This is a genomic window from Rhodococcus sp. NPDC059179, assembly GCF_042754885.1.
In the GTDB taxonomy this organism is placed as follows: domain Bacteria; phylum Actinomycetota; class Actinomycetes; order Mycobacteriales; family Mycobacteriaceae; genus Rhodococcus_G.
Window position 1 is genome coordinate 526,172 of the sequence record NZ_JBHZBV010000002.1, and the last position, 13,877, is coordinate 540,048.

Genomic DNA, 13,877 nt, shown 5'->3' on the forward strand with positions numbered 1-13,877 from the left:
GCGTGGCTGCTCCCGCATCACAGCGCAGCGTCGTCTTCGTCGACGGCATCCGTACCCCGTTCGGCAAGGCCGGGCCCAAGGGCATGTACGCGGAGACCCGGGCCGACGACCTCGTCGTCAAGGCCATCCGCGAGCTGCTCCGCCGCAACCCGCAGCTCGACCCCGCCCGGATCGACGAGGTCGCCATCGCCGCGACCACCCAGACCGGCGATCAGGGCCTGACCATCGGCCGCACCGCCGGAATCCTCGCCGGCCTGCCGGAGACCGTGCCCGGCTTCGCCATCGACCGCATGTGTGCGGGCGCGATGACCGCTGTCACCACCACCGCGTCCGGCATCGGCTTCGGCCAGTACGACGTCGTGATCGCCGGCGGCGTCGAGCACATGGGCCACCACCCGATGGGCGAGGGCGCCGACCCCAACCCGCGCTTCCTGGCCGACCGCCTGGTCGACCCGAGCGCGCTGGTCATGGGCAACACCGCCGAGAACCTGCACGACCGGTTCCCGAGCATCACCAAGGAGCGCACCGACGCCTACGCCGTCGCGTCGCAGAACAAGTACCAGGCGGCGAAGGAGGCCGGCTACATCGCCGACACCCTGGTGCCCGTCGCCACCCGCTCCGCCGCGGGCTGGGGCCTGGCCACCGAGGACGAGCCGCCGCGTCCCGGCACCACCGTCGAGGATCTCGCGAGCCTCAAGACCCCGTTCCGGCCCGCGGGCCGGATCACCGCAGGCAACGCCGCGGGCCTGAACGACGGCGCGACCGCCGCGATCCTGGCGGGCGAGGACACCGCGAAGGAGCTCGGCCTGCCGATCGGCATGCGCATGGTCGGCTTCGCCTACCAGGGCGTCGACCCGGCCGTGATGGGCTACGGACCGGTCCCGGCGACCGAGAAGCTGCTGGCCCGTACCGGCCTGAAGATCGAGGACATCGGCCTCTTCGAGCTCAATGAGGCGTTCGCCGTCCAGGTCATCGCCTTCCTCGAGCACTACGGCATCGCCGACGACGACCCGCGCGTCAACCAGTGGGGCGGCGCCATCGCCTGTGGTCACCCCCTCGCCTCCTCGGGCGTGCGTCTGATGACGCAGCTCTCCCGCCAGTTCGCCCAGCGTCCCGACGTCCGCTACGGCCTGACCAGCATGTGCATCGGTCTTGGCATGGGCGGAACCGTGATCTGGGAGAACCCGAACTTCGACGGAGCCAAGTAACCATGTCTGTTATCGCAACCGCATTCGCCGACGAGGTCGTGACGAACGCGTACACCAAGCTCGTGTCCGTCCCCGGAATCGACGGCCCGATCGCCCTGATCACCCTCGACAACGGCTTCGACCACACCAAGCCGTCGTCCTTCGGCCCCGGCGGGCTCACCGCACTGGACGCCGCGCTGGACGAGGCCTTCGCCGCGGGCCCCGCCGCGATCGCCGTCACCGGCAAGCCGTTCATCTTCGCGGCAGGCGCGGACCTCAAGGGCGTGCCGAGCATCACCAGCCGTGAGCAGGGCCTCGAGCTGGGCCGCCTTGGCCACAAGGTGTTCCGCCGCCTGCGCGAGTCGACCGTCCCGACCTTCGCCTTCGTCAACGGCGTCGCGCTCGGCGGCGGCCTCGAGGTCGCGCTGCACAGCCACTACCGCACCGCATCCGAGAGCGCGGGCGCGCTCGGCCTGCCCGAGACCATGCTCGGACTGGTCCCCGGCTGGGGCGGCACCCAGCTGCTGCCGAACCTGATCGGCGCCGACAAGGCGGTCACCCTCGTCCTCGAGAACCCGCTCAACAACGGCCGGGTCATCAACCCGAAGCAGGCCCTCGCGCTCGGCGTCGTCGACGCGGTGTTCGGTTCGGCCGACTTCATCGAGCAGTCACTCGCCTGGGCGGCACAGGTCCTGGCGGGCACGGTCACCCCCGCCCGCCCGGAGATCGACCGCGGCCAGGGCTGGGACGACGCCATCGCCCGCGCCAAGGCGCTCGTGGCAGGCAAGACCAAGAACAACGCGCTCGGCGCGGTCCGCGCCATCGAGCTGCTCGAGCTGGCCCGGTCCACCGACCTCACCGATCCGGCCTCGCTGGACGCAGGCTTCGCGGCCGAGGACGAGGCGCTCGCCGACCTGCTGATGACCGACGAGCTGCGCGCGGGCCTGTACGCCTTCGACCTGGTGAACAAGCGGGCCAAGCGTCCCGCGGGCGCACCGGACAAGTCGTTGGCGCGCAAGGTGACCGGTGTCGGCATCGTCGGCGCAGGCCTGATGGCCAGCCAGCTCGCGCTGCTGTTCGTCAAGCAGCTCAAGGTGCCGGTGATCCTCACCGACATCGACCAGGAGCGCATCGACAAGGGTGTCGGCTACGTCCACGCGGAGATCGACAAGCTGGCGGGCAAGGGCCGGCTGTCCGCCGACGCCGCCAACCGTCTCAAGGCACTGGTGTCCGGCTCGCTGGACAAGTCCGCGTTCGCCAAGACTGACTTCGTCATCGAGGCCGTCTTCGAGAACCTGGACCTGAAGAAGAAGATCTTCGCCGAGCTCGAGGAGTTCATCGCGCCGGAGACGATCCTGGCGACCAACACCTCGTCGCTGTCGATCACCGACATGGCGTCCGAGCTCAAGCATCCCGAGCGGGTTGTCGGCTTCCACTTCTTCAACCCCGTCGCGGTACTGCCGCTGCTCGAGATCATCAAGGGCGCCAAGACCGACGACGCAACGCTGGCAACGGCATTCGCCACCGCCAAGTCGCTGAAGAAGTCCGCCGTGCTCTGCGGCGATCTGCCCGGCTTCGTCTTCAACCGGCTCGTGACGCGCACCCTCGGCGAGGTCATGACCGCGGTGGACGAGGGCACCCCGTTCGACGTGGCGGACAACGCCATCGCCGAGCTCGGCATGCCGATGTCGCCGTTCACGCTGCTGGCCCTCGTCGGCCCCGCTGTCGCGCTGCACACCGGCGAGACGCTGCAGGCGGCGTACCCCGAGCGGTTCAAGAGCTCGCCCGGGCTCGAGGCGCTCGTCGAGGCCCGCAAGCCCGGCGTGTGGACCTACGGCCCCGAGGGCCAGGTCGTCGACCCCGAGGTGGCCGCGCTGTGGCCGCAGGGCGACAAGGCGTCCACCTCCGAGGAGGTCCTCGAGCGCACGCGCCGCGCGTTCGCTGAGGAGATCGCGATCATGCTCGACGAGGGCGTCGTCGCGGCGGCCGAGGACATCGACCTCTGCCTGATCCTCGGTGGCGGCTTCGGCTTCTGGAACGGCGGCATCACGCCGTACCTGGACCGGACCGGCACCTCGGAGGCCGTGAACGGCAAGCGCTTCCTGGCCGAGGGCGTGGCCAGCGTCTAGCCGAGACGACACATCACGAAACGGCCGCGGCACGGGAATTTCCCGTGCCGCGCCCGTTTCGTAGGGTTCCTGCACCGATACAGCGTTATGGTGCATGTGCCCGTGAACGGCGGCCGCGGATGGCCGCACCGACGAAAGGCCATAACAGAATGCGTTTCAGACGTCTCAGGGGTGGGAGGGCCGTCTCGAGGCTCAAACGCTCGATGTTGGTGTCGTTGGCGATCGTGCTACCGCTCGGGGTGTCGGTAGCAGGTCCCGTCGGCACCGCGAACGCCGCGTTCAACCCCAGCGGACAGGACCTCTGGGTCCACGACACCGAGATGGGGCCGATCAAGACCCGCGTCTTCCGCGCCGCGAACGGCAACAGGGATCGGGTGGTGTACGCGCTCGACGGCATGCGCGCCCGCGACGACCTGAACGGTTGGGAGCTCGATACCAATGTCGCCCACGCGCTGACCTCGGCCAACATCAATGTCGTGATGCCGGTCGGCGGGCAGTCGAGCTTCTACGCGGACTGGAATGCGCCGAGCACCTGGGGCCCGGGCGAGCTCGGGTCTTCGTCGGGCAGTGCCAGCGGTAGCACAGCCGGCTCGTCGGCCGTCGGGTCGTCCGTGGCGGGCGAGGATGTGGCGGGTAAGCGGAACACCTACAAGTGGGAGACGTTCCTGAGTCGGCAACTGCCGGAGGCCCTCAAGAATGACCCCAGGTTCAGGTTCAGCAACACCCGCAACGGCGTGTTCGGCCTGTCGATGGGCGGCAGCGCCGCGCTGACCCTGGCCGCCTACTACCCGCAGCAGTTCAGCTTCGCCGGCTCCTTCTCCGGCTTCCTCAACAACTCGGCACCAGGCATGCGCGAGGCCCTGCGCGTCGCGATGGTCTCGGCAGGCGGCTTCAACATCGACGCGATGGCCCCGCCGTGGGGACCCCAGTGGCTGCGGATGGACCCGTTCGTGTTCGCGCCGCGGCTCAAGGCGAACAACACCCGACTGTGGGTCTCCTCCGGTAGCGCGATCCCCGGCCCGGGTGACGTCTCCAGCGCGCTCGGCGTCGTGCAGGCGGTGCCGCTGGAGGCGCTGGCACTGGCGAACACCCGCGCGTTCGAGGTCCGGATGAGCAGTATCGGTGCCAACAACGTCCACTACGACTACCCGGCCACCGGGGTACACAACTGGAAGCTCTGGGAGGATCAGGTCCACCGCATGATCCCCGACCTGTCGGGCAACATCGGTTAGGCATTTCCCGAAGATCCGCGCCCCTGGCACCTCGCCCGGGGCGCGGACCCATTCCAGGGACACTGCGACATAGGTTAGGCTGCCCTATGTGAAACTCCCCCTGCGTCTCGGTCTCGCCGCCCTCGCCGCCGCCACCCTGGCCGGATGCTCATCCGCCACGGTCGCCGATGGAGGGTCCACCGAACCGGCGGCCGGGTTCCCGGTCAGCATCGACAACACCTTCGGCACCACCACACTCGAGACCGGCCCGGACCGGCTCGTCACCATGGGCTGGAACGCCCAGGACGTGCTCTACGCGCTCGGCCTCACCCCGGTCGGCCAGCCGAAGTACGTGTACGGCGCGAACCCGAACGGCGTGATGCCGTGGGCCGAACAGCATTACGACGCGGACAAGACCACGCTGTTCGACGACCCGCAGGCCGGAGAGCCCTCCATCGAGGCACTGGCCGCGTTGGCCCCGGACGCGATCCTGGCGCCCTACGAGGGCTTCGACGAGGCCTACTACAACAAGCTCAGCCAGCTCGCGCCCACCGTCGCCTACCCGGGTGAGGCCTGGCAGACCACCTGGCAGGACCAGACCAGCATCATCGGCGAGGCCGTCGGCAAGCCGAACGAGGCGCAGGGCCTGATAGACGGCCTGGGAAAGACCCTCGCCGACACCGCATCCGAGCACCCCGAGTTCGCGGGGAAGACGCTCGCGGTGGTGAACTTCGACACCGGCGCGGGCGAGGCCAACGTCTACCTTCCGACGGATCCGCGGGTCCAGGTCCTCACCGAGCTCGGTTTCGTCAACGCACCGGGCGTCGAGGCGCTGGCCGCGGACAACCCGAGCGGCAAGTTCTACCGGGACATCTCGTTGGAGAACGTCCGCGACATCGACGCCGATGTCGTCGTCGCCTTCACCGACGGCGCGACCGATCCGCTCGGTAATCCGGCGATCGCGTCGCTGGGGGCGGTGCAGCGTGGCTCGGCGGTCCTGTTCGACGACCAGCAGGTCATCGCCGGGCTCAGCAACGTGAACGTGCTGAGCATCCCCTGGGTGCTCGACAAGATCGTCCCCGAGCTGGCAGAGGCCGCGAAGCGGGCCGGTTGATCTCTGAGCGGCAAACTCCATGATGGCCGCGACCTTTCGGCCCGGATCGTAGATCGAGGCAAGGCAAGCACGAGTTGTCTGCAGGTCGCGCGGAAGAGCCCCGCGAGCCGTGTTATCGACCACATCGCCCGAGCATCGGCGTAGCGTCCACAGTGTCCTGGGTGTTGCACGGCGCAATGGGGCGTCGACCGCGGGGCGCGCTGGGGGTCAGGGATGGCACAGAGCGACACCGCCTTCGGCGGCACCGGGTCGGGCGCGGCGAAAGCGGACGTCGCCCATGCCGTGATGTTCGCGGGCGCCGCGGCGCTCGGCGGCTTCCTCTTCGGCTACGACACCGCCGTCATCAACGGAGCCGTCGGCGCCATCCGCGACCGGTACGACATCGGCGCGGCCGGAACGGGACTCACCGTCTCGCTCACTCTGCTCGGGGCGGCGCTCGGCGCCTGGATCGCGGGCGAGTTCGCCGATCGTCTGGGCCGGATCCGGGTGATGCAGATCGCGGCGGTGCTGTTCATCCTCGGCGCGATCGGGTCCGCTTTCCCGTTCAGCGTTTACGACCTCACCGCATGGCGGGTGCTCGGCGGTGTGGCGGTCGGCTTCGCCTCCGTGATCGCGCCCGCCTACATCGCGGAGATCTCCCCCGCCGCCATCAGGGGGCGCCTCGGCTCGATGTACCAGCTCGCCATCGTCCTCGGCATCGCCATCTCCCAGCTCGTCAACTACGCGCTGTCCGAGGCGGCGGGCGGGGCGAGGGGCATCGTGGCGGGTGTCGAGGCCTGGCAGTGGATGCTGGCGCTCGAGGCGGTCCCGGCCGTCCTCTACCTGATCATGACCTTCACCATCCCCGAGTCGCCTCGGTTCCTGGTCGCCCGCTCACGCGACGAGGATGCCCGCAAGATCATCTCCCGGTTGGAGGGCGGCGACGACGACGCGGTCACGCGGCGGATGAACGAGATCCGTGCCTCGCTGAGTGAACACCGCACCAAGACCACGATCCGCGAACTGTTCTCGAAGCGGCTCGGGGTGGCGCCACTGGTCTGGGTCGGTATCGCGCTCGCCGCCCTGCAGCAGTTCGTCGGGATCAACGTGATCTTCTACTATTCCAGCACCCTGTGGCAGGCCGTCGGCTACGGCGAGGACAGGTCCCTGTTCATCAGCGTCGTCAGCGCGCTGGTCAACATCCTCGGCACTTTCGTCGCGATCGCGGTCATCGACCGGATCGGCCGCAGACCGCTGCTCCTGATCGGCTCGGTGGGCATGGCCGTCTCACTGGCCGTCACGGCGGTGTGCTTCCACACCGCCACGATCACCACCGACGCGGACGGCGACTCGGTCGCGACCCTCAGCGACACGAACGGCACGATCGCGCTCCTGGCCGCCAATTCCTTCGTCTTCTTCTTCGCCTTCTCGTGGGGGCCCGTGGTCTGGGTGCTGATCAGCGAACTCTTCCCGAACCGGATCCGCGCGGCCGCGGTCGGCATCGCCACGGCGTCGAACTGGGTGGCGAACTTCCTGGTGTCGTCGACCTTCCCGACGCTCGCGGACTGGAACCTCTCGTTCACCTATGCCGGGTACGCCGCCATGTCCGCGATTTCGTTCTTCGTGGTCCTGCGGTTCGTCAAGGAGACCCGCGGGCGCACCCTCGAGGCCGCCGGCTGAGCCGAATCGGCGCGGGCTATCCCACTCCGGGACCGGCGGTGCCCAGGTCCGAGGACTCTGCCACCTCGGACCGGATGCCGACGACCCAGCCGGTGATCTGGCGAGCCAGATCCTGAGCCGTGAGACCGAGTTCCTTGAGGATCTGATCGCGCGAAGCGTGGTCGAGGAACCGTTGCGGCACACCGACATCCCTCGAGGGCGTGTCCACCCCCGCGCGGCGCAGGGCCGCGGACACGCTGGAACCGATACCGCCGTGCAGGCCGCTGTCCTCGACCGTGACAACCATCCGGAAGTCCCCGGCGAGCGCGACCAGGGCCTCGGGCACCGGCAGCACCCAGCGCGGGTCGACGACCGCGGCGCGGATTCCCTGCTGCTCGAGCCGGGCGGCGGTCTCGAGCGCCACCTCGGCGAAGGGGCCGACTGCGACGATCAGCACGTCGCCCGTGCCCTCCGGCATGCGCAGCACGTCGACCGTCCCGCCGAGGCGCTCGATTGCCGGGATGTCCTCGGCGACAGCACCCTTCGGGAACCGCAGCGCGGTCGGGCCGTCATTGACCGCGAGCGCCTCGGCGAGCTCCTCGCGCAGCGTGGCCGCATCCCTTGGCGCCGCGACGCGGATGCCCGGCACGATCCCGAGCAGCGAGAAGTCCCACATGCCGTTGTGGCTCGCGCCGTCAGCACCGGTGATCCCGGCCCGGTCCAGCACCAGGGTCACGGGCTGGTCGAGCAGCGCGACATCCATCAGCAACTGGTCGAACGCACGGTTGAGGAACGTCGAGTACACGGCGACCACCGGATGCAGTCCGCCGAGCGCGAGACCTGCCGCGGAGGTGAGCGCGTGCTGCTCGGCGATACCGACGTCGAACATCCGCTCCGGGAACCGTTCGCCGAAGGCCGCCAAGCCCGTCGGGCCCGGCATGGCCGCGGTGATCGCGACGATGTCCTTGCGGCGCTCGGCCTGGGCGATGAGCTCGTCGGAGAACACCGAGGTCCAGTCCGCGGCAGGCACGGAGGTGGAGCGACCGGTGAGCGGGTCGATGACTCCGGTGGCGTGCATCTGATCGGCTTCGTGGTTCTCCGCGTGCGCGTATCCCATGCCCTTGCGGGTCACCGCGTGCACGATCACCGGGCCGCCGAAGGACTTTGCCCGGCGCATCGCCGACTCGAGCGCCGCCTCGTCGTGGCCGTCGACCGGACCCAGGTACTTGATGCCCAGGTCGGTGAACATGACCTGGGGGCTCACCATGTCCTTGATCCCGGCCTTCATGCCGTGCAGGAGTTGGTACGCGGCGCGCCCGACCCACGGCATCTTCTTGACCATCCGTCGACTGTTGTCGAGGACTTTCTCGTAGCCCGGCTGCAACCGCAGCGCCGCGAGATGGTCGGCCAGGCCGCCGATGGTCGGGGCATAGGAGCGTCCGTTGTCATTGACCACGATGACGACCGAGCGATTCCGGCCCGCAGCGATGTTGTTGAGTGCCTCCCAACACATTCCGCCCGTGAGCGCGCCGTCACCGACCACGGCGACCACATGCCGGTTCTGGCCCGTCAGCTCGAAGGCCTTCGCCAGTCCGTCCGCGTAGGACAGTGCCGCGGAGGCGTGGGAGGACTCCACCCAGTCGTGCTCGCTCTCGGCGCGGCACGGGTAGCCGGAGAGTCCGCCCTGCTTGCGTAGCGAGTCGAAGCGATCCATCCGGCCGGTGACCATTTTGTGCACGTATGCCTGATGGCCGGTGTCGAAGATGATCGGATCAGACGGCGAGTCGAAGACCCGGTGGAGCGCCAGGGTGAGCTCGACGACGCCCAGGTTCGGCCCGAGATGCCCGCCGGTGGCGGACACCTTGTGCACGAGAAATTCACGGATCTCCGTGGCGAGCTCCCGCATCTCGGCGGGGCTGAGCGCGCGCAGATCGGTGGGCGCCTGGATTCGAGAAAGGACACCCAACGAGATCGCTCCCTCCAGAGACACAGCGAAACACTGCGTGAACACGGCGTCGACACCGTGCCGACCGACTCAGTCTACGGAGTCCGCACGCGACAACGACCCGACGTCCCGTCCGCCCGCGCGGCGCGGCGCGGCTGCCTGCCCCTTCTGCCGCACTTCGGTGACCCAGCTCACCGCCGTGGCCCTACGCTGACCCCATGCGCAACGTCGTCGACGGCCTCATCGGGGAGGTGTTCGCGCTGTGTCGGGAGAACCGCGCGGGCGAGCTCGCCGACTACATCCCCGAACTCGCGGCTGTCGATCCCGACTCGTTCTCGCTCTGCATCGCCACTTCCGACGGCTACGTCTACGAGTCAGGCGACGCGGACACCACGTTCACGATCCAGTCCATCTCGAAGCCGCTGACGTACGGTCTCGCGCTGGCCGACCGCGGCCTGACCGCGGTCGCCGAGAAGATCGATGTCGAACCGTCCGGGGAGCCGTTCAACGAGATCAGTCTCGACCCCGTCACCGAACGGCCCCGCAACCCGATGATCAACGCGGGCGCCATCGCGGCCGCCTCGCTGATCAGCGGGGACGATCCGGCGCAGCGATTCGAACGACTGCGCCGGTGCTACTCCCGGTACGCGGGCCGCGAGCTCACGCTCGACGATGCGGTCTACCGATCCGAAGCGCGGACCGGCCATCGCAACAGGGCGATCGGCCACATGCTGCGCTCCTTCGGCATCATCTCGGGGGACCCCGACGCCGCCGTCGACATGTACTTCCGGCAATGCGCGATCGGGGTCACCTGCCGCGACCTGTCGCTGATGGCGGCGACCCTGGCCAACAACGGGGTCAATCCGGTCACCCACCAGCGGGCGCTGGCGCCGGAGCTCGTCGAACGGGTGTTGAGCGTGATGACCACCTGCGGGATGTACGACGCCGCTGGCGACTGGGTGACGCAGGTGGGCCTGCCAGCCAAGAGCGGCGTCGGCGGCGGCGTGCTCGCGGTGCTGCCAGGCCAGATCGGCATCGCGGTGTACTCCCCTCGGCTCGACGCGCACGGCAACAGTGTGCGCGGCGTGCAGGCCTGCCGGGAGCTCTCCAAGCGCCTCGAGCTGCACTTCCTGCACGTGACACGGGCCGCCAGGTCGGCGATCCGGTCCAGTTACGCGGTCTCGGAGGCGCCGTCGAGGCAGCGCCGCGGGCCCGCGGAACGCGACTCGCTCGAGAAGGTCGGGCGGCGGGCCCGGATCTACGAGCTGCACGGCGACCTCCTGTTCGCGGGCACCGAGACCGCGGTCCGCGAGATCACCGACCAGAGCGGCGAACTCGAAGCGGTGGTCGTCGACATCCGGCGGGTGGACGACGTCAGCGGGATCGCGGGCAGGATGCTGGCGGACCTGCACGACGACCTGGACCGGCAGGGCTGCCAGCTCGCGCTCGTCGATCCCGAGGGCCTGCTGGGTCACACCACCTCGGAGCTCGTCCCCGCCGCTGGTGGCCGGGTCTTCGTCGATCTCGACGCGGCCATCGAGTGGTGCGAGGACACCCTCCTCGAGCGACACTGCGCGGGCGACCGGCTACCGGAGTCGATCACGCTCGCCGAGCACCCGCTGCTGTCGGCGTTGACCGCCGAGCAGTTCGACGGTTTCGCGCACGGGCTGGAGATCCGGACCGTGAACCGTGGCGAGACGATCGTGCGCCGAGGGGACCGGGCTGCCGGGATCTTTCTGATCCTCGCCGGGCGGGTCAGCAGCACCCTGCAGGGCTCCGACGGCGCCGTCCATCGGATCACCACCCTCGCACCGGGAATGACGTTCGGCGAGATGCCGATGCTGGTCGACGACCGGTTCCTGAACGACGTGCACGCGGACAGCGATGTCCGGTTGGCGGTGTTGCCACCGGATCGGTTCGCCCGGCTCACCGCCGAGGCGCCCGGGCTCAAGGTGGCGCTGCTGGAGGGGTTGGCCGCCGGTGCCTACGCCCAGATGGAGGCGGCGATCCGGTCGTTGGCGCCGCGGGGGCGTCTCGGATGAAGTCTGTCGGTACCCACGCCTAGGCTCGGGCGAAATTGCATTGCCCTCGACCGACCGATCGGAGAAGGTATTCAAATGACCTTGAACGCAGGACTCGCGATCGAAACCCACGGACTGGTCAAACGGTTCGGATCCAACGTCGCGGTCGACGGTGTCGACCTCGCGGTTCCCACCGGCGGTGTTTACGGCGTCCTCGGACCGAACGGGGCGGGCAAGACCACCACGATCCGCATGCTCGCGACGCTGCTCGAGATCGACGGCGGCAGCGCCAGGGTGCTCGGACACGACGTCTCCAAGGAAGCGGATACGGTCCGCAGCAAGGTCGCGCTGACCGGTCAGTTCGCGTCGCTGGACGAGGACCTGTCCGGCACCGAGAACCTGATGCTGTTGGCCAGGCTGTTCGGCTTCTCGAGGTCCGCGGCCAGGGCCAGGTCGGAACAGCTGCTGGCGGCCTTTGACCTCACCGAGGCGGGACCGCGGCAGGTCAAGACGTTCTCCGGCGGCATGCGGAGGCGGCTGGACATCGCGGCCAGCATCATCGTCACCCCGGAGCTCATCTTCCTCGACGAGCCCACCACCGGACTCGACCCGCGTAGCCGCAACCAGGTCTGGGAGATCGTCAGGGCCCTCGTCGCCGGCGGCACCACGGTGCTGCTCACCACCCAGTACCTCGACGAGGCCGACCAGCTCGCGGACCGGGTCGCGGTCATCGATCACGGCAAGGTCATCGCGGAAGGCACCACCGGCGAGCTGAAGGCCTCCGTTGGCTCCGGCGCCCTGCACGTGCGGGTCGCCGATCAGTCCAGGCGCGAGGATGCCGCCCTCCTGCTCGGCGACGTCCTCGGCGTCGAGATCAGTCGGGAATCGGATCCCGCGGCCGTCACCGCGCGGATCGACGACCCGCAGCGAGTCGCTCGCGCGCTGCCCGCGCTGGACGACGCGGGCATCGCGGTGACCACCTTCGCGCTGGGACAGCCCAGCCTCGACGAGGTGTTCCTCGCGCTCACCGGGCGGCCAGCCGAAGCAGAAGACGACCAGGAATTCGTGAAGGAGCCGGCATCATGACCTCGACGTCCGTGCAATCCCCGTCCACCGCCTCAGCGGTGGGCGACGTGCTTGCGCTCTCCGGGCCGCGACCTGCGCGCCCGAACGCGCTGTCGGCGTCGCTGTCGTTCGGCTGGCGGGCGCTGCTCAAGATCAAGCACGTCCCCGAGCAGTTGTTCGACGTGACCATGTTCCCGATCATGTTCACGCTGATGTTCACCTACCTGTTCGGCGGAGCCCTCGCGGGCTCCACCGAGGCGTACGTGCAGTTCCTGATTCCCGGCATCCTGGTCCAGACGGTGGTCATGATCACCATGTACACCGGGCTGACGCTGAACAAGGACATCGAGAAGGGCGTCTTCGACCGGTTCCGGTCCCTGCCGATCTGGCGGCCTGCGCCGCTGGTCGGCGCCCTCTTCGGCGACGTGGTCCGCTACACGATCGCCTCGGTGATCGTGATGATCCTCGGCCTGATCCTCGGGTTCCGGCCCCAGGGCGGGTTCGTCGGCGTGGTCGCCTCGATCGCGCTGCTGCTGCTTTTCTCGTTCAGCATGTCCTGGATCTGGACGATGTTCGCGATGATGATGCGCACCGAAACCGCTGTGATGGGGGTGTCGATGTTCATCCTGTTCCCGCTGACCTTCGCCAGCAACATCTTCGTCGACCCCGCCACCATGCCCGGCTGGCTGCAGGCCTTCGTGAACGTGAACCCGATCAGCAAGCTGGTGAGCGCGATCCGGGGACTGATGGCGGGCGCCCTCGACGTCGCGGACCTGATGGTCGTGTTCGGCTGGTGCGCCGGCTTCATCCTGATCTTCGGGCCCATCACCATGCGTCTGTACAACCGGAAGTCGTGAGCGCACGGATGAAGTCCTCGGTGACCGTGATCGGCCACGGCGCGGCTGCCGTTGCGCCCGACATCATGCGGATCACGGTGTCGGTCGAGGTGCGCAGACCCGACGTGACGAGCGCGTTCGAGCGGGCGGGGCACGCCGCGCAGGCCGTGTCCGAGGCGCTGCGGGCGTCCGGGGTCTCCCCCACCGACGTCTCGACCACGGGGCTGTCCGTTCACGCCGACACCGTGTGGCAGGAGAACAAGGGGCAGAAGTTGGTCGGGTACATCGCGACCACCGCGCTGTCGGTGACGCTGCGCGACCTCTCCGCACCGGGCCGGGTCATCGCGGATTGCGTCAGCGCGGGCGGCGACGACGTCCGCCTCGGTGGACTCGAACTCGCGATCGCGGACCAGTCCGGTCTGCTGAGCCAGGCCAGGGACGCGGCGTTCGCCGATGCCCGCGCCAAGGCGGAGCAGTATGCCCGGCTGTCGGGTCGCGAACTGGGCAAGGTGGTCGAGGTCTCCGAGAACACCGAGCCCTCGGCCGTTCCTCGCCCGATGGTCCGGGCCATGAAGGCCGCAGCCGACGCCATGCCCATCGAGCGCGGCGAGACGGAACTGTCCGCCTCGGTGCTGGTGCGCTGGACCCTCTCCTGACCTGGACCTGACACGAGTGTGGCCCGTCCATGAGGACGGGCCACACTCATTCGGTCGGGACGCTACCCCCGGAGG

At 69.0% G+C, this 13,877-nt stretch carries 10 protein-coding genes; 9 read left to right on the forward strand and 1 reads right to left on the reverse strand.

What is annotated here, in order from left to right:
* The first annotated feature begins 2 nt into the window (after positions 1–2).
* From ACFXMV_RS07430 to ACFXMV_RS07450, 5 genes are all read left to right on the forward strand, one after another.
* Positions 3–1,208 (forward strand): thiolase family protein, encoded by a 1,206-nt coding sequence (locus ACFXMV_RS07430; RefSeq protein WP_378499591.1) that lies wholly within the window; start codon positions 3–5, stop codon positions 1,206–1,208.
* 2 nt (positions 1,209–1,210) lie between these two features.
* Entirely contained in the window at positions 1,211–3,316 is a 2,106-nt protein-coding gene (locus ACFXMV_RS07435; RefSeq protein WP_378502813.1) for a 3-hydroxyacyl-CoA dehydrogenase NAD-binding domain-containing protein, read from the forward strand.
* A gap of 149 nt (positions 3,317–3,465) precedes the next feature.
* Positions 3,466–4,548 carry an alpha/beta hydrolase gene (locus tag ACFXMV_RS07440; RefSeq protein ID WP_378502814.1) on the forward strand — a complete coding sequence of 361 codons (1,083 nt, stop codon included), beginning with the start codon at positions 3,466–3,468 and terminating at the stop codon, positions 4,546–4,548.
* An 88-nt stretch (positions 4,549–4,636) separates the two neighbouring features.
* Complete coding sequence (locus ACFXMV_RS07445; protein ID WP_378502815.1) at positions 4,637–5,641, forward strand: iron-siderophore ABC transporter substrate-binding protein; 1,005 nt, start codon at positions 4,637–4,639, stop codon at positions 5,639–5,641.
* Between the two features lie 213 nt (positions 5,642–5,854).
* Complete coding sequence (locus ACFXMV_RS07450) at positions 5,855–7,300, forward strand: sugar porter family MFS transporter (RefSeq protein WP_378502816.1); 1,446 nt, start codon at positions 5,855–5,857, stop codon at positions 7,298–7,300.
* Positions 7,301–7,316: 16 nt separating this feature from the next.
* On the opposite strand, the gene dxs is transcribed toward ACFXMV_RS07450, so the two are convergent.
* The gene (gene dxs / locus ACFXMV_RS07455) at positions 7,317–9,245 is read right to left on the reverse strand and encodes a 1-deoxy-D-xylulose-5-phosphate synthase (protein WP_378502867.1); all 1,929 of its coding nucleotides are present in this window, start codon (positions 9,243–9,245) and stop codon (positions 7,317–7,319) included.
* Between the two features lie 197 nt (positions 9,246–9,442).
* On the opposite strand from dxs, the gene glsA reads away from it, so the two are divergent.
* From glsA to ACFXMV_RS07475, 4 genes are all read left to right on the forward strand, one after another.
* Complete coding sequence (gene glsA, locus ACFXMV_RS07460) at positions 9,443–11,266, forward strand: glutaminase A (protein WP_378502817.1); 1,824 nt, start codon at positions 9,443–9,445, stop codon at positions 11,264–11,266.
* A gap of 75 nt (positions 11,267–11,341) precedes the next feature.
* Positions 11,342–12,331, forward strand: coding sequence for an ATP-binding cassette domain-containing protein (locus ACFXMV_RS07465; RefSeq protein ID WP_378501610.1), 990 nt, complete (start codon positions 11,342–11,344; stop codon positions 12,329–12,331).
* Positions 12,328–13,167, forward strand: a complete 840-nt coding sequence (locus tag ACFXMV_RS07470) for an ABC transporter permease (protein ID WP_378502818.1) — start codon at positions 12,328–12,330, stop codon at positions 13,165–13,167. Before ACFXMV_RS07465 ends, ACFXMV_RS07470 begins: the two co-directional genes overlap by 4 nt.
* Positions 13,164–13,802: an SIMPL domain-containing protein gene (locus ACFXMV_RS07475; RefSeq protein WP_378502819.1), complete on the forward strand. Its 639-nt coding sequence runs from the start codon at positions 13,164–13,166 to the stop codon at positions 13,800–13,802. The genes ACFXMV_RS07470 and ACFXMV_RS07475 overlap by 4 nt, the downstream gene beginning before the upstream one ends.
* Positions 13,803–13,877 lie beyond the last annotated feature (75 nt).

Bases quoted from the DNA above. Each gene is read 5' to 3' on its own strand.
- ACFXMV_RS07435 (WP_378502813.1), top strand. From the start codon at position 1,211: ATGTCTGTTATCGCAACCGCATTCGCCGACGAGGTCGTGACGAACGCG.
- ACFXMV_RS07440 (WP_378502814.1), top strand. From the start codon at position 3,466: ATGCGTTTCAGACGTCTCAGGGGTGGGAGGGCCGTCTCGAGGCTCAAA.
- ACFXMV_RS07450 (WP_378502816.1), top strand. From the start codon at position 5,855: ATGGCACAGAGCGACACCGCCTTCGGCGGCACCGGGTCGGGCGCGGCG.
- glsA (WP_378502817.1), top strand. From the start codon at position 9,443: ATGCGCAACGTCGTCGACGGCCTCATCGGGGAGGTGTTCGCGCTGTGT.
- ACFXMV_RS07465 (WP_378501610.1), top strand. From the start codon at position 11,342: ATGACCTTGAACGCAGGACTCGCGATCGAAACCCACGGACTGGTCAAA.
- ACFXMV_RS07470 (WP_378502818.1), top strand. From the start codon at position 12,328: ATGACCTCGACGTCCGTGCAATCCCCGTCCACCGCCTCAGCGGTGGGC.